The sequence below is a fragment of the Pseudomonas sp. P1.31 genome (assembly GCF_001269815.1).
GTDB lineage: Bacteria > Pseudomonadota > Gammaproteobacteria > Pseudomonadales > Pseudomonadaceae > Aquipseudomonas > Aquipseudomonas rustica.
The window spans coordinates 606,682-624,743 of sequence record NZ_LHVN01000007.1 but is presented as its reverse complement, the minus strand read 5'-3'; the positions used below and the strand labels follow the sequence as shown (position 1 = coordinate 624,743).

At 60.2% G+C, this 18,062-nt stretch carries 16 protein-coding genes; 8 read left to right on the top strand and 8 right to left on the bottom strand.

The window, feature by feature from the left end:
* Positions 1-54 precede the first annotated feature (54 nt).
* Positions 55-969: a LysR family transcriptional regulator gene (locus AD669_RS06125; RefSeq protein WP_053117829.1), complete on the bottom strand. Its 915-nt coding sequence runs from the start codon at positions 967-969 to the stop codon at positions 55-57.
* 104 nt (positions 970-1,073) lie between these two features.
* On the opposite strand from AD669_RS06125, the gene AD669_RS06120 reads away from it, so the two are divergent.
* The 3 genes from AD669_RS06120 to AD669_RS06110 all read left to right on the top strand — a co-directional run bounded on the left by AD669_RS06120 (position 1,074) and on the right by AD669_RS06110 (position 4,210).
* The gene (locus tag AD669_RS06120; RefSeq protein WP_053117827.1) at positions 1,074-1,673 is read left to right on the top strand and encodes a short chain dehydrogenase; all 600 of its coding nucleotides are present in this window, start codon (positions 1,074-1,076) and stop codon (positions 1,671-1,673) included.
* A gap of 172 nt (positions 1,674-1,845) precedes the next feature.
* Positions 1,846-2,499, top strand: a complete 654-nt coding sequence (locus AD669_RS06115; RefSeq protein ID WP_053117825.1) for a COG3650 family protein — start codon at positions 1,846-1,848, stop codon at positions 2,497-2,499.
* A 97-nt stretch (positions 2,500-2,596) separates the two neighbouring features.
* Positions 2,597-4,210 (top strand): NAD(P)/FAD-dependent oxidoreductase, encoded by a 1,614-nt coding sequence (locus AD669_RS06110; RefSeq protein ID WP_053117823.1) that lies wholly within the window; start codon positions 2,597-2,599, stop codon positions 4,208-4,210.
* Positions 4,211-4,320: 110 nt separating this feature from the next.
* On the opposite strand, the gene AD669_RS06105 is transcribed toward AD669_RS06110, so the two are convergent.
* The gene (locus tag AD669_RS06105; protein ID WP_053117822.1) at positions 4,321-5,415 is read right to left on the bottom strand and encodes a PLP-dependent cysteine synthase family protein; all 1,095 of its coding nucleotides are present in this window, start codon (positions 5,413-5,415) and stop codon (positions 4,321-4,323) included.
* A 251-nt stretch (positions 5,416-5,666) separates the two neighbouring features.
* Between AD669_RS06105 and nhaA the strand changes: the two genes are divergently transcribed.
* From nhaA to AD669_RS06090, 3 genes are all read left to right on the top strand, one after another.
* Positions 5,667-6,857: a Na+/H+ antiporter NhaA gene (gene nhaA, locus AD669_RS06100; RefSeq protein WP_053117820.1), complete on the top strand. Its 1,191-nt coding sequence runs from the start codon at positions 5,667-5,669 to the stop codon at positions 6,855-6,857.
* A gap of 248 nt (positions 6,858-7,105) precedes the next feature.
* Positions 7,106-8,293: an S-type pyocin domain-containing protein gene (locus AD669_RS06095; protein WP_053117818.1), complete on the top strand. Its 1,188-nt coding sequence runs from the start codon at positions 7,106-7,108 to the stop codon at positions 8,291-8,293.
* 19 nt (positions 8,294-8,312) lie between these two features.
* The gene (locus AD669_RS06090) at positions 8,313-8,564 is read left to right on the top strand and encodes a pyocin S6 family toxin immunity protein (protein WP_053117816.1); all 252 of its coding nucleotides are present in this window, start codon (positions 8,313-8,315) and stop codon (positions 8,562-8,564) included.
* 71 nt (positions 8,565-8,635) lie between these two features.
* Here the strand turns inward: AD669_RS06090 and AD669_RS06085 are convergent, their stop codons facing one another.
* The gene (locus AD669_RS06085) at positions 8,636-9,100 is read right to left on the bottom strand and encodes a glycine zipper 2TM domain-containing protein (protein WP_007918566.1); all 465 of its coding nucleotides are present in this window, start codon (positions 9,098-9,100) and stop codon (positions 8,636-8,638) included.
* Positions 9,101-9,277: 177 nt separating this feature from the next.
* Between AD669_RS06085 and AD669_RS06080 the strand changes: the two genes are divergently transcribed.
* Positions 9,278-9,514 (top strand): hypothetical protein, encoded by a 237-nt coding sequence (locus tag AD669_RS06080; RefSeq protein ID WP_053117814.1) that lies wholly within the window; start codon positions 9,278-9,280, stop codon positions 9,512-9,514.
* 5 nt (positions 9,515-9,519) lie between these two features.
* Here the strand turns inward: AD669_RS06080 and pdxH are convergent, their stop codons facing one another.
* From pdxH to dinG, 5 genes are all read right to left on the bottom strand, one after another.
* Positions 9,520-10,167, bottom strand: coding sequence for a pyridoxamine 5'-phosphate oxidase (pdxH, locus tag AD669_RS06075; protein ID WP_053117812.1), 648 nt, complete (start codon positions 10,165-10,167; stop codon positions 9,520-9,522).
* A gap of 23 nt (positions 10,168-10,190) precedes the next feature.
* Positions 10,191-11,294, bottom strand: coding sequence for an OmpA family protein (locus AD669_RS06070; RefSeq protein WP_053117810.1), 1,104 nt, complete (start codon positions 11,292-11,294; stop codon positions 10,191-10,193).
* 113 nt (positions 11,295-11,407) lie between these two features.
* Positions 11,408-12,553 (bottom strand): serine hydrolase domain-containing protein, encoded by a 1,146-nt coding sequence (locus AD669_RS06065; RefSeq protein WP_053117808.1) that lies wholly within the window; start codon positions 12,551-12,553, stop codon positions 11,408-11,410.
* Between the two features lie 220 nt (positions 12,554-12,773).
* On the bottom strand, positions 12,774-15,245 hold the full coding sequence (locus AD669_RS06060; RefSeq protein ID WP_053117806.1) for a beta-galactosidase: 2,472 nt from the start codon (positions 15,243-15,245) through the stop codon (positions 12,774-12,776).
* A gap of 95 nt (positions 15,246-15,340) precedes the next feature.
* A complete protein-coding gene (gene dinG / locus AD669_RS06055) occupies positions 15,341-17,485 on the bottom strand; it encodes an ATP-dependent DNA helicase DinG (protein ID WP_053117804.1) in 2,145 nt (714 codons plus the stop codon).
* Between the two features lie 99 nt (positions 17,486-17,584).
* Between dinG and AD669_RS06050 the strand changes: the two genes are divergently transcribed.
* Positions 17,585-18,043, top strand: a complete 459-nt coding sequence (locus AD669_RS06050) for a CopD family protein (RefSeq protein WP_053117802.1) — start codon at positions 17,585-17,587, stop codon at positions 18,041-18,043.
* Positions 18,044-18,062 lie beyond the last annotated feature (19 nt).

The following is an 18,062-nucleotide window of genomic DNA, read 5'->3' as shown; positions in this document are numbered from 1 at the left end:
CTTTTTCAGGATCAAAAGATCGCAGCCTTCGGCAGCTCCTACAGGGGATCACCGTTAGCGCTGGAGTCTATCCAGCGCTTCGCCGCTGCGCTTGAACCAGCCAATCAGATAATCCGCCAGCACCTGCGTGCGCTTGGGCAACCCGCCCTGATACGGATGCACCAGGTACATCGGCATGCGCCGCGTCTGATAATCGCGCAGGATCCAGCGCAATCGGCCGTCAGCCAATTCCGCTTGCAGCAGGTACGAAGGCAATCGCGCGATACCGGCGCCGCTCAGCGCGGCTTTTTTCAGCAAGTTGTAGTGATTGCTGGCAAACGGCCCGGACACGCGTACTCGCAACAATTCGTGCTGCTGGTGATACAGCCATTCTTCGCGACCGCTGTAGTGGCTGTTGAGCAAACAACGGTGCTCGGCCAGCGCCTGTGGTGTCGCCGGTTCGCCGAATCGATCCAGATACGCGGGACTCGCACAGGTCATTTCCTGCCAGGCCAGCAACGGCTTGGCCACCAGTCGTTCGTCATTGGCCACTTCTGAACGGATCGCCAGATCAAAGCCATCGCGGGACAGATCGCGGTAGCTGTTGTTCAACTCCAGCTCGATCTGCACCTCGGGATACTGATGCGAAAACTCCAGCAACAATCCATCGAAAAACGTTTCCCCCAGCGACACCGGAACCGTCATACGCACCGGGCCGGCCATGTCGTCCTTCAACCGCGCCAATGCCTGACGGGCTTTTTCGACCTGGACTACAAGCGCCTGCGCCTGCGGCAATAACGCAGCGCCGGCCGCCGTCAGGCTCAGGCGTCGAGTGGTGCGTTGTAGCAACACCACGGAAAACTGCGCTTCGAGCTGACTGATGCGTTTGGACAACTGCCCCTTGCTGCAGCCCAATTGCTGCGCCGCCAAGGTGAAACTTCCGGCTTCAATCAACACGGCGAACGCCGCCAGATCATCCATTTCACTCATGGATTGTTTCCATTTGAAAACCAAAGGTTGCCTATTAGTGCGCTTATCCACAGAAAAAACCACTCTAGACTGAAACCTCGTTCACACACTTGAGGTACAGCTCGATGAAGATTCTGTTGATAGGCGCTGGCGGCACCATCGGTTCGGCCGTGGACAAAGAACTGTCGCAACGCCACGAAGTGATTCGTATCGGCCGCACCAGCGGTGATTTCCATGTGGATATCAGTGACAGCACGTCGATCCGCAAGCTGTTCGAGCAGACCGGCAAATTCGACGCACTGGTCTGCGCCGCTGGCAACGTCACCTTCGCCCCGCTGGGCGAGATGAGCGAAGACAGCTTCGCCCTCGGCCTCAAGGACAAGTTGATGGGCCAAGTGAATTTGCTGCTGATCGGCCGCGAATTCGCCAACGATGGCGCCTCGTTCACCTTCACTACTGGCGTGCTCAGCCACGATCCGATTCGCAGCGGTGCGTCGGCAGCGCTGGTCAACGGTGCGCTGGACAGCTTTGTGCGGGCAGCGGCCACTGAGTTGCCGCGTGGCCTGCGCGTTAACTCGATCAGCCCGACGGTGTTGCTGGAAGCAATGGGCAAATATGCGCCGTACTTCCGTGGCTATAAGCCGGTTCCTGCGGCGGATGTGGCGTTGGCCTACGCGAAAAGTGTTGAAGGGCTACAGACGGGGCAGACGTTTCATGTGGGGTGAGATCAAAAGATCGCAGCCTTCGGCAGCTCCTACCGGGGAATGTCGGGGTTGCGATGTTTTACATTTTGTCGGCGGGGGGTGTAATTCGGTGTAGGAGATGCCGCAGGCTGCGATCTTTTGCATTTGACTGACAGGCTGCGTAACGTGGCGACACTTGTCTGGAGAGCCGAAGATGCGTGTTGCCCGTTCGTTAGTCCTTGTTGCCCTGCTGCCGTTGTTTGCGGCGTGCCAGTTGTTCGATGGCCCGCGTGAAAGTGCCTCGCACGTCGGGCAAACGCGGATGCAGGGGCAACTGACCGCTGCTGACGGCAAACTGGTGTTCCAGCCGTGTCAGGATCAGCGCCAACTGGTGGTCAACGACATCGGCGGCACCAGCGTGCTGCAAGAAGCCGCCACCCTCGCCGACGAGCAAGGCAAACTGTTCGCCGATGTTCGCGGCAAAGTCTCCGGTGATCGACTCGATCTGACCCAGTTGTATCGCGTCGAACGTTCCGGCACCGCGTGTGATGATCCGAATTTCAAACTGCTGATCCTGCGTGCCGCCGGCCATGGCCCGGAGTGGAACGTCAAGGTCAGCGGCAAAGGTATGGTCATCGACCGTGAAGGCCAGCCGCCACTCGCCGTGCCGTACATTGAAGATCAATTGGGCGATGGCCGCTTCAACCTCAGCAGTGAAGCCAATAACCAGCGCATTGAATTGTGGGTCGCGCCGCAGCGCTGCGTCGACAGCAACACCGGCAGCGTGCAGCACATGAGCGCCGAGTTGCGCATCGACGGCAAGGTGCAGCGCGGTTGCGGGTATTTCGGCGGATCGCGCAACGACTGAGCGTTTTAGCCTCACCGGATCCGGCCTTTGCGGCTTATAATCGCGGCCTTCAAACGCCCTGGCGCAGTTGTGCGCCCCGCGAACCCGGATCCTCGCCATGTTACGAATCACTGAACTCAAGCTGCCAATCGACCATCCCGAAGAAGACCTGCGCCCTGCCATCGTGCAGCGCCTGGGCATCGCCAGCGATGATTTGCTCGATTTCACCTTGTTCAAGCGCAGCTACGACGCGCGCAAAAAGTCCTCCGAACTGTGCTTCATCTACACCATTGACCTCGAAGTGCGCGACGAGGCCAACGTGTTGGGCAAGTTCACCGACGACCGTAACGTCAACGTGGCGCCGGATGTCAGCTACAAATTCGTCGGCGAAGCGCCGAGCGACCTGAACCAGCGCCCGATCGTTGTCGGTTTCGGCCCGTGCGGCATCTTCGCCGGCCTGCTGCTGGCGCAAATGGGCTTCAAGCCGATCGTCCTCGAACGCGGCACCGAAGTCCGCCAGCGCACCAAAGACACCTGGGGCTTGTGGCGGAAAAGCGTACTCAATCCAGAATCCAACGTGCAGTTCGGCGAAGGCGGCGCGGGCACGTTCTCCGACGGCAAGCTGTACAGCCAGATCAAGGATCCGAAGTTCCTTGGCCGCAAAGTCCTGCACGAGTTCGTCAAGGCCGGTGCGCCGGAAGAAATTCTCTACGTCAGCAAGCCGCACATCGGCACGTTCCGTCTGACCGGCATGGTTGAAAACATGCGCGAGCAGATCCGCGAACTGGGCGGCGAAGTGCGCTTCCAGGAACGCGTCACCGACGTGCTGATCGAAGACGGCCAACTGGTCGGCGTCGAACTGGCCAGCGGCGAAACCCTGCATTCGAAACACGTGGTTCTGGCCCTCGGCCACAGCGCCCGCGACACGTTCCGCATGCTCCACAGCCGTGGCGTGTTCATGGAAGCCAAGCCGTTCTCGGTGGGTTTCCGCATCGAACACCCGCAATCGCTGATTGACCGCGCGCGCCTGGGCAAGTACGCCGGCCACCCGAAACTCGGTGCCGCCGACTACAAACTGGTGCACCACGCCAAGAACGGCCGCTCGGTCTACAGCTTCTGCATGTGCCCGGGCGGCACCGTGGTCGCGGCGACTTCCGAGCCGAACCGCGTGGTCACCAACGGCATGAGCCAGTACTCGCGTAACGAGCGCAATGCCAACTCCGGCATCGTCGTCGGCATCACCCCGGAAGTCGATTATCCGGGAGGCCCGCTGGCGGGGATCGAGTTGCAGGAACGCCTGGAATCCCACGCGTTTATCCTTGGCGGCAGCGATTACAAGGCGCCGGCGCAACTGGTTGGTGACTTCATCAACGACATTCCTTCGACCGAACTGGGCGAAGTCGAGCCGTCGTACAAACCGGGCGTGGCGCTGGGCGATCTGTCCCTGGCATTGCCGGAATTTGCGATTGAAGCGATTCGTGAAGCCTTGCCGGCGTTCGAGAAGCAGATTCGCGGTTACTCGCTGCACGATGCGGTGTTGACCGGGATCGAGACGCGCACCTCTTCACCGCTGCGCATTACGCGTAACGAAACGCTGCAGAGCATGAACGTGAAGGGCTTGTTCCCGGCGGGTGAAGGCGCGGGTTATGCGGGCGGGATTTTGTCGGCAGGTGTGGACGGGATTCGGATTGCCGAAGCCGTGGCACGCGACATCCTCGGCCTGACTGACTGACACAAAACCTTGTAGGAGCAAGGCTTGCCCGCGAAGACGGATTAAGATTCAACATTGAGTTGACTGATCTGTCGCCTTCGCGGGCAAGCCTTGCTCCTACAGGGGCTGTGTCAGATATTGGCGCGAAGGACTGAAGTCGGCAGCGGCTCACCGCGCTCGGCACTCGCCGCCACGGCGTCGATCAAATCGGCCAACTCGTAACCCTGCATCTTCAGCCAATCCTGATCGTAATACGTGTCGGCATACCGCTCGCCGCCATCGCACAAAATCGCCACGATTGACCCCGACTCCCCCGCCGCTTTCATCTGCTGCGCCGCCATCAACGCGCCGATCAGATTGGTGCCACTCGACCCACCAACATGCCGGCCCAGACGCTGCGCCAGATAATGCATGGCCGCCAGCGACAAGGCGTCCGGCACTTTGACCATCGCATCGATCACCTTCGGCAGGAACGACGCTTCCACCCGTGGCCGGCCAATGCCTTCAATCCGCGAGCCGCAATCCAGACGCAAAGTCGCGTCGCCAGTCTGGTAGTAATCGAAGAACACTGAACGCTCGGCATCGGCGCACAACACGCGGGTGCAATGCTGGCGATAGCGCACGTAACGACCAAGGGTCGCGGTGGTGCCGCCGGTGCCGGGGCTGGAAATTAGCCAGCTCGGTTCCGGGTGCCTCTCGAAACGCATCTGCTGGAAGATCGATTCAGCGATGTTGTTGTTCGCGCGCCAGTCGGTTGCGCGCTCGGCGTAGGTGAACTGGTCGATGAAGTGACCATCGTGTTCACGGGCCAGACGCTCGGATTCGGCGTAAATCTGCGTCGGATCTTTTACCAGATGACTTTTGCCGCCATAGAACTCGATCTGGGCGATTTTCTCTTTCGAGGTGGTCGCCGGCATCACCGCAATGAACGGCAAACCGAGCATCCGCGCGAAATACGCTTCGGAAATCGCCGTCGAACCGCTCGACGCTTCGATCACCGGCGCGCCGGGTTTGAGCCAGCCGTTACACAGCGCATAAAGGAACAGCGAACGGGCCAGGCGATGTTTGAGGCTGCCGGTCGGATGACTGGATTCATCCTTGAAGTACAGCTCGATGCCCGGAAAACCCGGCAGCGGCAAGGGGATCAGATGGGTGTCGGCGCTGCGCTGGAAGTCCGCTTCGATGATGCGGATGGCTTCGCGGGCCCACTGTCGGTTGTCGCTCATGGTCTGTGTTCTCGTTGAATCGGGCAGGAGATTGACCTCCTGAAAAGGTTCGTACGTCAGATTAGGATTAATCCTATATTCCGCACAGATACAGCTGAGTCTCAATATGTCAGGCAACTGCTAGGCTCACCGTGGCTTGAGCCAGACAGCCTGTAACGACATATAACAAAAAAGAATATAACTTTTGTTTTAACAACTAACAGTACGGGTTAGGGTGTTCCACCTTTTTGACGATTCGATGGAGAGCGACCTTGCCTCTGCGTAGCACTTTCACGCGTTTCTTTCAGTTGGAAGCTGCCAGCGGTCTGTTATTGATCGCCGCGGCCATCCTGGCTCTGATTATCAACAACTCGCCACTGTCGTGGCTGTACACCGGCCTGCTCGACACCCCCGTGGTGGCGCAGATCGGTGCGTTGAAAATCGCTAAACCCCTGCTGCTGTGGATCAATGACGGTCTGATGGCGATGTTTTTCCTGCTCATCGGCCTGGAGGTGAAACGCGAGGTACTCGACGGTCAGCTGTCGAAGCCGTCGCAAATCGTCCTGCCCGGCGCCGCAGCCATCGGCGGCATGCTGGTGCCGGCGCTGATCTACTGGTTCCTCAACCGCGACAACCCTGCGGCCCTCAGCGGCTGGGCGATCCCGACCGCCACCGACATCGCCTTCGCCCTCGGCGTACTGGCCCTGCTCGGCAAGCGTGTACCGGTATCGTTAAAGCTTTTCCTGATGACCTTGGCGATCATCGATGACCTCGGCGCCATCGTCATCATCGCGATCTTCTACTCCGGCGAACTGTCGACCCTGTCGTTGGGCCTCGCGGCCGCGTGCATTGCGTCGCTGGTGGCGATGAACCGACTCGGGGTGGTCAAGCTCGGGCCGTACATGATCATCGGGCTGATCCTCTGGGTCTGCGTGCTCAAAAGCGGTGTCCACGCGACGCTGGCCGGTGTGACCCTGGCCTTCTGCATCCCGCTGCGCACGAAAAACGCCGAGCCGTCGCCACTGCTGACCCTCGAACATGCGCTACATCCGTGGGTCGCCTACGGGATCCTGCCGCTGTTCGCCTTCGCCAACGCCGGCCTGTCGCTGAGCGGCGTCACCGTCGAAAGCTTCACCCACGACGTGCCGATGGGCATTGCAGTCGGCCTGCTGCTCGGCAAAACCGTCGGCGTCTTCGGCCTCACCTGGCTGGCCGTCAAAGTCGGCATCGCCGCCCTGCCGCAAGGCGCCAACTGGGGCCAGGTCATGGGCGTGGCGATCCTCTGCGGCATCGGCTTCACCATGAGCCTGTTCGTTGGTTCGCTGGCCTTTGAACCGGGTGTGAGCGACTACGCCGGGATGGATCGAATGGGCATTCTGACCGGCTCTATTCTGGCGGCGCTGATTGGTTATGCGGTGACGGCGGCGGCGAGTCGCCGAAACACATTACCGAATCCTGCGTAGAACAACTGTGGCGAGGGGATTTATCCCCGTTGGGCTGCGAAGCGGCCCCCGCTTTTAAATCAAGAGCTGGGGACTGCTGCGCAGTCCAACGGGGATAAATCCCCTCGCCACAAGTCCCGCCACACTGATACACAGCGACTAATCCCCACGTCTTTAGAGACACGTCCTACAGCCACAATTTTCCTGCTTCGTTAACGTTGCCCAGTCCCTTGCGAGGGGCTGTCGATGGATGAACGAAAGGACGATCAGTGGCTGGCAACAAGGACATTCCCCGGGTTCCCAACCCACCGCAAGGCGACGGGCATCACGTCACCTACCGCTACATGACGGCCAGCGAACTGGCTGACCGCGACGCCAGACAAAATGCTTACGACGCCATGCTGGCCCGGCAGGAGGCTTTCGAGCGTGGTCGGGAAGTGGCGGCGAAAAAGGACGATGTCGTTCGGGCCGGCTGCGTATTCGCCAAGTCCTGCAAATTGCCGGACGCGATCATCGATTACGCCAATCCTTCGGGGATGGTGCCAACTGACAGTTTGAAGGACTACGGTGAGCTGATTTTGCTGGGCGCGCGTGAGGCTGATGACAGCGGCGGCGTCCCGCTCAAGAAAATCGGTGCAACAGCTATTCCGGCCGGGTTTGGCAGTCTGACGTTGGCGGGTTCGGTGTTTGAAGCCCTGCCCGCAGTGGTATCCAGTGCGGCCGTTGCGCCTTTGGTGGGTTTGGTCGCGCTGTTCATGCCATCGAGTCTTGGCGACAGTGCGCTGTACACCGATGAGCAGTTGCGCGGACTTGAACAAGCGCGAACTCGCGTTCGGCTGAGAATCGAACAACAGGCCGACGGCAGTCTGAAAGGTTACGGTTTCTACACCGGCAAGAATCGCGATTGGGAAATGGTTGATGTCGTGCAGTTCACCGCGCGCGGCAGTCAGTTTATTGCGGATCTCGGTGAAGGCGTCGAACTGATCTGGACGCCTGCTGTGGATGGCTCCGACATTCTCAGTATTCCGGCGCTGGAGGCTGCACCGCAAGCGCCGCATATCTGGGTGTATCCACCGACGAAAGCGGCGGACGGGATTCTGGTTAATCCGGTTTATCCGCCGGAGTACCGGGATTTCATTTTGGTGTTTCCCGCGGACTCATTGGTTCAGCCGGTTTACATTGTTTTAAGCAAACTCCCAGACCATAAGTATTACGACGATCCAGACACGCTTCCCGCATTCCCTGACACGAAAAGGGTGAAGTCAAAAGCTTCAGTGCAAGGAGGAGGAAAGAAAAGAGCCCGCTGGCTTGATCGAAAGAACCGGATATATGAGTGGGACTCAAAAAGCGGTGCTGTCGAGATTTTTGACAAATTAGGAATACACCTGGGAGAGTTCGATCACGTAACCGGAAGGCAGACCAAAAAAGCAAAACCGGGCCGTACGACTCCAAAATGACTCAACAACGAGAGAAGTTATGCGCTACCTATCCATTACTGGATTCTTGCCTGACGAAGTACAAGACGATTCACTGCAGTTCGAGCTGCTAATAAAAGACTACGAGCTAAACCAAGCATTAGCACAGATCACAGAATCCAAATCCCTTGAAGATCTGGAACCAGGCGAACTGGAAATGAATGATGCTCAAATCAGGCAAGCCGCCAAGCTGTTGGAAACTGAGTTCCCCGAAGGCCTGGAATATTTCATTGGCACCCGAGCCGGGTCTTGACTTGAAGATGTAAGAAAGAAAAACCCCGACCAGTCACCTGATCGGGGTTTTCTTCAACGACTCGCTATCGCTTAGTGCGAAACGCGGCTCGTCCCGCCAACAGTCGAAATCCGTACCCGCTCGCCAACACGGAACACTTCGTTCTCCTGAACCTGCTGCACGTAGGCGCGCATGCTGCCGTCGTCTTCACGTACGGTGATTTCCACACCCTGAGTACGGGTCAAACCTTCTTCCGTGGCCGAACCAATCAAACCACCCGCCACCGCACCGATGACCGCTGCAACGATGCTGCCCTTGCCGCCGCCAATGGCGCTGCCGCCGACGCCGCCGACTGCTGCACCGGCGAGGCCGCCGATCGGGGTTTTGGTGCCTTCGATTTTGACCGGGCGCAGGGATTCGATGGTGCCCATGCGAATCGTCTGCACGCGACGCGCTTCGTCACGGGAGTAGGAGTCACCGGTCAGGCTCGATTGGCAGCCGGTAAGCAACATCGCCATCGTGGAAAAGGAAGCAACCAGCAGAACAGACTTACGCATAGCATCAACTCCAAAAGAACATATATTCATTAAACTCCGCTGCTTGACGCCTGTCACGGCGCAGCCCGGACAAATTTGCTTTCATTCAGGCGAGGTACAGACGCCTGCACGTTTCCTTCTAGAGCCCTACAGTAGCGCCAAATGACGGATTCTGCGCCACCGCCCCAAAGGATTTTCATGGATTACTTCATCATAGTCGTCACCACGCTCGCCGGGCTGTACTTCCACGGGTGGCTGTACGTGCGGATCAAACGCTGGATGGATCGCGACCTGGCGCTGTCGATGGCCGGCAAGGATGAAGGTAAACGCGCCTACATGCTCGAGCAACTGGCGAGCGCTCGGGCGCAGAAGATCAAGCGCCGCGATCTGCCGCAGTGGCTCAATGCCGCTGCGGCAAGCTATCTCGCTCGGTAGACTGCTTAAGGTGCCAGACGTTCAACAGACCATTGGCCGGTCTGCAGACGGTAGTTGAGGCGATCGTGCAGACGGCTCGGACGGCCCTGCCAGAATTCGATGCGCTCAGGCAGCAAGCGGTAACCGCCCCAGTGTTGCGGGCAATCTGGCTGGCTGTCGGAGAAACGTTGTTCAGTCGCTTTGAGCAAGTCTTCCAGTTCACCACGGCCGTTGATCACCCGGCTTTGCGGCGACGCCCAAGCACCGAGACGACTGCCCAGCGGACGCACCTGATAATACGCGTCGGACTCTTCAGGCGTGACCTTCACGACGCGCCCCTCGATGCGCACCTGGCGCTCTAGGGTTGGCCAGAAGAACGTCATGGCCGCATACGGATTCGCCGCCAGATGCTGGCCCTTGGCACTCTCGTAGTTGGTGAAGAAGGTGAAGCCCTGCGCGTCCAGGCCCTTGAGCAGCAGAATGCGGCAATGCGGACGACCGTCCGCATCAACCGTGGCCAGGGTCATGGCGTTGGCTTCCACCGGTGCCTGCTCGGTTTTCACCGCGTCGGCGAACCACTGGTGGAACAGCGCAAACGGCTCGGCCGGGGCTTGCGCCTCGGACAGACCATCCCGGGTGTAATCACGACGCATATCTGCCAGAGCCTGGGTCATGGCGCATTCCTTTCGTTAGCGAATCACTTTTTGGTGGTATCGGTCGCCGCGACTTTCTTGTCGGTGGTCGACGCTTTGGCTGGCGTGGTTTTCTTCGCCGGTGCCTTGGCCGGTGCTTTTTTCGCAGGCGCCTTGGCAGCGGCTTTTTTCGCCGGGGCTTTTTTGGTGGCCGGTACAGCGGCTTTCTTCGCGGCCGGAGCCGGAGTTACCGGTTTGGCCACTGGCTTGACGTCTTGCGCCGCCACCATGGTGACGGGCTTCGGTGCTGGCATGTTGTACTTGCTCAGCAGGGCAACCATGGTGTTTTGCGGAGTCACCAGCATCTCGACGCGACGGTTCAGGGCGCGACCTTCAACGCTGTCGTTGGCCGCACGCGGTGCTTCGGAACCCATGCCGCGCAGCATCAGACGATCACGCTGCAAACCGCTGAGGCGGAAAATCGCCGCGATGGCTTGTGCGCGTTCTTGGCTCAGCTTGACGTTGGCTGGCGCGGAACCGCTGGTGTCGCTGTGACCGAGTACCAGCACAGCGGTTTTCGGATCGGCTTCGAGGATTTTAGCCACGCGAGTGAACGGGCCAAGGGTGACCGGCAACAGCATGGCCGGGCGATCCGGGTTGAACGAACCTTCTACCGGTGCGGTAACGACCAAGACGTTTTCACGGCGCTCGAGTTGCAGGTTGCTGTCCTTGACCGCTTCGCGCAGGCGCGGCTCGTAATCGTCGAGCCAGGCCTGGGTTACTTTCGGATCTGGCATCGGCACGGCTTTAGGGGTTTGATCGTCCTTGGCGCCGAACGGCCACCACCACTTAGCGCCCGAATCGGCATCAGCCTTGGCCACGGCGACCGGTTTTTTCGCTTCAGGCGCGACTTCGGCTTTCATGTCAGCTTTGACGGCTTCGTCATCGGAACCGAACGGCCAGTACCAAGGGTTGCTGCTTTCAGACTTGGCAACCGGCGCGGTTGCGGCAGGTTTCAACGGGGCTGGAGCTGGCTCTTTGGCCGCGACTTTGTCTGAGGAACCGAACGGCCACCAAGTGCTGGCGCCTTCCGCATCGTTCTTTGGGGTCTGTGCGCAACCGGTGATCGCTACACACAGGGCCAGGGCGAGGGTCTTTTTAGATGACATTGAAAATCCACAAAATAAAGTAATGAAAAATCAGAGCACTTTCGCCCGGATAAACTGTCGCTTTGAATCGAAAAATTGCACGAGGTTCCGATGCAGAGACCTCGGGTGTTGCTTTATAGACAAGTGGCAAGCACCCGCGCGAGCTTCTGCGCGCGCGGATCCATCAAAACGTAAGGCCCAAGGGTATTTGTCACAAAACCAAACGCGACATCGTGCTCAGGGTCAGCAAAACCGATCGATCCGCCCGCGCCCGGATGGCCGAACGCCCGTGGGCCGAGGCCGTAGGTGGCGTTAGGCACATCGGGTTGGTCGAGCATGCAGCCCAGACCAAAGCGGGTGCGGGTCAGCAGGGTTTTATCTTCGCCGAGGCTGTGTTCGCGGGTCAGCTCTTCGAGCATGTCGCTTTCCAGCAGGCTGCCGTCGAGCAACCCGGCATAGAAGCCGGCGAGGCTGCGCGCATTGCCGTGACCATTGGCCGCCGGTTGCTGCATGCGTCGCCATTCCGGTTTGTTGGTGCTGGTGAGCACCGACGGCGGATTGGTAAAGGCGCGGGTGCTCATGGCGGTCGGTTCACGCATGGTCACTTGCAGCAGACGTTGCGCGGCGGCATCGCCGGGATTGCCTTTGCCGCGCGCGATATGCGCCACGCGATGGAATTCTTCGTCAGCCAGGCCAACGTGGAAATCCAGCCCCAACGGCTTGGCCACGCGGGCAACAATAGATTCGCCCGGACCGCGACCGTCGGCACGTCGCAGCAATTCGCCGATCAGCCAGCCATAAGTGATTGCTGCGTAACCGTGGCCAGTACCCGGCGTCCACCATGGCGTTTCCGCCGCGAGGGCGTCGACCATGGTTTGCCAGTCGTACAGGGCTTCCGGCGCCAGCAATTCACGCAGCGCCGGCAGACCGGCCTGGTGGCAGAGCAATTGGCGCAGGGTGATGGATTCTTTGCCGGCGGCGGCAAATTCCGGCCAGTAGCGGGCGACCGGCACATCGAGTTGCAACTTGCCTTCGGCGACCAGTTGCAGCGCGGTGACGGCAGTGAAGGTTTTGGTGCAGGAGAACAGGTTGGCGATGGTGTCGCTGTGCCAGGCTTCGGCGCCGTCTTTGTCGGCGGTACCTGACCAGAGGTCGAGGACGGTTTCTCCGCCGACCTGAATGCACAAGGCTGCGCCGCGTTCCTGGGGATCTTCGAACAGCGCGGCGAAAGCATCGCGCACCGCTTCGAATTGAAGCTCGTAATGTCCCTGAATCTGCACCCGCAACTCCCCCGCGAAAACGCTCTACAAAGTGGCCCGCATTGTTCCAGCCCTTGAGGGATTTGGGAACAGCTGCGGGCTAGACGGTTATTTCAGATTTTGGGTTGAGGCGACTGACGCCTTCGCGAGCAAGCCCGCTCCCACAGGGGATCTCGATAGCACCAAAGATCCCCTGTGGGAGCGGGCTTGCTCGCGAAGAACGATAACGCGGTATCACGCCTTAATGACCATTCCCCGAATGCCCACCCGCATGCCCTGCCCCCGCGCCTTTGCCGGCCTCGCCTTTGCGGCCACCTTCAGCTTCATGCATCGGGGCTTTCTGCGCCTGCTGACCCAACTGATCCATCGCCTGCAAATTGCTCTTGCGCACGGTTTCAACAAACCCCTGATACGGCAGATCCGTCACGCCCACCAAACCAAAGTGACCATTCTCGCCATCGAGCAGACGCCCGGTCACCGGTTGATCCAGATACTGGAACCAATGCACGCCGACGATCGACGGTTCACTCAACGCCTGTTTGAGGAAATTGGCATATGCCGGCCCACGATCTTCTTCCTTGCTCAGTTGCGTCACGCCGCCCCAGAACGGGCCGCGATCAGCCGAGCCAAAGTTGAATTCGGTAATTAGCACCGGTTTGTCCAAAGCTCCCAGCGCAGCGAAGTCATATCCATCCTGCGGCTTGAGCGTGTACATGTTGAAGCTCAGCACATCGCAATACTGCGCGCAGGACGCCACGGCTTCCGGGGTGCTGGTGGCGAAGCGACCGCCCAATAGCATCTGGTTGGGCGCGTGCCATTTCAGCGAATCGGAGATGGTCTTGAAGTAGGTGTCAGCGAAGACTTTCTGGAAATATTTGAAGTCGGCCTCGATTTCCGGGTGCTCGGGGTTCGGCAGTGGCGGCACGAAACCCGGGTCTTCCATCAATTCCCACGCCGGCAGATCAATGCCCCACGCCTTCGACAGGCCCGCCTGATTGCGATACTTGTCGCGCAATTGCTTGAGAAACGCACGTTTGGCCGGCACGTCGGTGGTCATTTTCAACGTACCGTAGGCCAGCGCGTAACGGGATTTCGCATCGTCGCCCGGGCCGGCCCAGGCCAGTTCGTTGTCGGCGTAATAGCCGACCAACCATGGATCGTCGCGGTGATCGCGAGCAGCGATGGCCACGGCACGCTCGGTGGCCATGGCGAAACGCGGGTCGAACGGATCGGGCATGCCGCCCCACCAGTCGCTGCCGGTGCTGATGCTGGTGTAATCGCCGACGATCGACAGCGGCAAGGTGTACGGCACGCGCTCGGCTTCACTCAGCGAATCGGCGCTCCAGTTGCCGACCGTGTTGAAGCCCCAGGCTTGCAGGCGATCGAGCGTGTGGTTGGCCCACTGTTGCTCATCAATAGTTGCTTTGCACGGCGCGGCAGCCTTTTCAGTGGCCACTTGCACGGTTTCAGTCTTGGCCGCTTCGGCGACGCCTGACTTCGGCTCTGCCGGCACAGCGGCAGGTTCTGCGGCTGTGCCGGCGGCGGTTTCAGTGGCTTCAGCCTTCGCCGCTTCAGCGACCCCGGATTTGCCTGCGCTGTCCGCTTTGCACGGTTCGCCGTACACACGCTGCAAGTTGGCGCCGTAGAAATCGTACCAGCGGCCGTTGCCGTAGCCTCGACCTTGATCAACACCATTGCCGCCACGGTTGTCGCCTTCACCAAAGTGGCTGGCCAACGGCTCATCCGGTTTCGGCAAGGATTCGAACATGAACTCGCGACCTGCCACGTACGTCTGGCTGACGTCGGGGCTGACGGTGTTGACGCCGAGGGAGTAGAACGGATGCCCTTCAGGCGTGACCAGATACCAGCGGCCGTCACGTTTTTCGGTGCGGAAGAAGCCGCTGGCCTTGAACGCCGGGCCTTTGTTCCAGCCACCAAACTTGTCCAGCGAGGACTTCTCGCGCTCGGCCAGCCAGGTTTTCAGTTGTTGCTGTTCCTTGGCGGCGGCGGATTTCAGTTGTTCGTCGCTGGCGACTTTTTCCGGCCATTTGCTGCGCGTCGATTGCCCGTAAGCGTCGACCAGATTGCCGTACACCGCTTGGCTGACCGACTCGCCGTCCTGCACGCCGAAACGCTCAAGCAGCAAGCTCTGCGCGACTTTCGGCTGATCCATCGACAGGCTCACCGATACCACTTGGCTGCGATCAATCTCACCGCTGCTCGCGGCCAGCAAAATGCGCTGACCGTCGACGGTCATCGGCATCGGCGGCCCGGCTTTCATGCCCTGGCTCAGCGGCGTCGACGCCACCAGCGGCACCAGCAAGGTCTGCGCAGGGCCGGCCGGCAGGTCGACGCGGCTGACCAGTGTGCGGCCGTCATTGCTCTGGATTTGCACATAGACCGTCACGGCCCAGTTCATCGCGCTCTGCAGACGCAGGCTCATCATGCCCGACTGCGACCAGTCCCAGGCACCGGTCTGCGGGGTCAGACGCAGGGTCGGACGGGCCACCGGGTTGAACGTCACCCGGCGCAGCACTTCGCCTTCTGCGGTTTGCTCAGCGTTGGCTTGGGGCAGATCGGCGTTTTCGGTGGTGACTTTGACCACGTCCGCCGGGCGGACAAAGTTGAACAGGGTCTGCTGACCGGCAGGCGCTGCCAGCAGAGGGGCAGCGAAGATCAAGGCGAAAACGGCAGGCAGCGAACGGCGGATCATAAGAACGGAGTTCTCCCTAACGACCAATAATGGCCAATGGAAAAGCGATGGCAGAGAGATAGACAACACGGCGGGCAAAACTGCCCACCGATGTCTCAGGATATTTCACGACGGAAGGGCGGCAACGCATTGAGGATCGCCTTGCCGTAGCGCTGAGTGACCAGGCGCCGATCCAGCAAGGTGATGGTGCCGCGGTCTTCTTCGGTACGCAGCAGACGACCGCAGGCCTGAACCAGTTTCAGCGAGGCGTCGGGCACCGAGATTTCCATGAACGGATTCCCGCCACGGGCTTCGATCCATTCCGACAGCGCCGCTTCGACCGGATCGTCCGGCACCGAGAACGGAATCTTGGCGATCACCACGTGCTCGCAGTAAGCACCCGGCAAGTCGACGCCTTCGGCAAAACTGGCGAGACCGAACAGCACGCTGGAATCACCGCCATCGACGCGCGCCTTGTGCTTGTTCAGGGTTTCCTGTTTCGACAGGTTGCCTTGAATGAACACTTGCTTGCGCCAGTCGCGGTCGAGGCCGTCGAACACGTCCTGCATCTGTTTGCGCGAAGAGAACAGCACTAGCGTGCCGCGCGAGCCTTCGACCAGATCCGGCAGATCACGAATGATCGCGGCGGTGTGCGCGGGAGCATCACGCGGATCGGCTTTCAGATCCGGCACTCGCAGCACGCCGGCATCAGCGTGATGGAACGGGCTCGGCACCACGGCGGTGACGGCTTTTTTCGGCAAACCGGCGCGCATGCGGAAGCGGTCGAACGTGCCCAGCGCGGTCAGGGTTGCGGACGTAACGAGGCAACCGTAGGCGACGTTCCACAGGCTGCGGCGCAAGGTTTCGGCGGCCAGAATCGGGCTGGCGTTGACCTCGATGTCGAACAGCGAACCGCTTTCAGCCAAGGTCAGCCAACGCGCCATCGGCGGGCTGTCTTCCGGGTCTTCGGCGGTGAAGGCCGTCCACAACTCCCAGTTGCCGGAGGCACGGGACAACAGACTGCCAAACAGCGGATACCACTCTTCCGCCTGATTGCTGGCGATGCCGATGTTGACCTCACCGTCCATGCCTTCCTTGAGCAGGTCGGTCAGACGGGTGAACAGATCATTAAGGCGCGAGAAGCCTTTCTTCAGCTCGATGCCCATTTCGCGCATGTGCTCGGGAATCACCCCGGCGACGAAACGATGACGCGGCCGCTCACGGCCCTCGACGTCTTCGCCCGGTTTGAAATCGGCGACCTGTTCGCAGGCGCTGAACATGAACTGCTGCTGCGCCTTGATCTCCCGCGCCAGCTCCGGCACTTGCTCGATCAACTTGCCGAGATCGCCCGGCAGCGGATGCTGGGCCAGCAGTTTAGTGAGGTTCTTCGCGGTGGTTTCCAGCCAGTCGGCGGTGGAGCGCAGACGCGTGTAATGGGCGAAGTGGCCGATAGCCTTGTCCGGCAGGTGGTGACCTTCGTCGAACACGTAAATGGTGTCACGCGGATCGGGAAGCACCGCGCCGCCGCCCAATGCCAGGTCAGCCAACACCATGTCGTGGTTGGTGACGATCACGTCGACCTTGCCCATGCCTTCGCGGGCCTTGTAGAAGGCGCACTGGCCGAAGTTCGGGCAATGGCGGTTGGTGCACTGGCTGTGATCGGTGGTCAAGCGTGCCCAATCGGCGTCTTCCAGCGCATTCGGCCAGCTGTCGCGGTCGCCGTCCCATTTATTGCCGGCGAGTTTCTCGATCATGCTGGTGAACAGCTTCTGACTGGCCTCGTCGATCTCGATCTTGAAGCCTTCTTCTTCGAACAGCTGGGCAGTGGCGGTTTGCGCGTGGCCTTCCTGCAAGAGCATGTCGAGTTTGGACAGGCACATGTAGCGGCCACGGCCCTTGGCCAGGGCGAAAGTGAAATTCAGCCCGCTGTTGCGCATCAGGTCGGGCAAATCCTTGTAGACGATCTGCTCTTGCAGCGCGACGGTCGCCGTGGCGATGACCAGACGCTTGCCAGCGGCTTTGGCCGTGGGGATCGCCGCCATGCTGTAGGCCACGGTCTTGCCGGTACCGGTGCCGGCTTCCACCGCAACAATTGCGGGGTCGCCACTGCGCCGGCCTTCGTCGTCGGTGTCGATATCCCCGAGGACTTTGGCGATTTCAGCGATCATCAGGCGCTGGCCGTAACGCGGTTTGAGGCTCTTGGCTTCAAGAAAACGCGAGTAGGCGCCCTGGATCGTGGTTTTGAGTTCAGTGCTGATCATTGAGTGTCGGGCGCAAAAAACGCTGGATAAATTTTCAGTGGTTTGGATCGGCGGCTATCATACCCCGCGAATCGATCCTGCGCAGAACGGAGTAACCCAATGACACTTTTTAGCCTCGTCTACCCCCTGCATGTCCTGTCCGCCCTGGTGTGGGTCGGCGGCATGTTTTTCGCCTGGATGGTCTTGCGCCCTGCGGCCGTAAAGGCCCTCGACGGCCCTGCCCGGCTGACCTTGTGGGTGGAAGTGTTTCAAGGTTTTTTCCGCTGGGTGTGGGTCGCGGTGATCTTGTTGCCGATCAGCGGTGTGGGCATGCTGCATCTGCAGCAGGTCGGGTTTGAAACCGCGCCGAAATATGTGCAGGTGATGATCGGGTTGTACGTGGTGATGACGGCGCTGTTTATCCGCATTCAAGGGCTGATGCTGCCGGAATTGCGCACGGCGGTGGACGCCAAGGACTGGCCGGCGGGTGCGGCGGTGTTGGGGCGGATTCGGCGGGTGGTGGGGATTAATCTGATTGTCGGGTTGGTGCTGGTGGCGATAGCGGCGGCGAGGCCGTGATCGTTCCCACGCTCTGCGT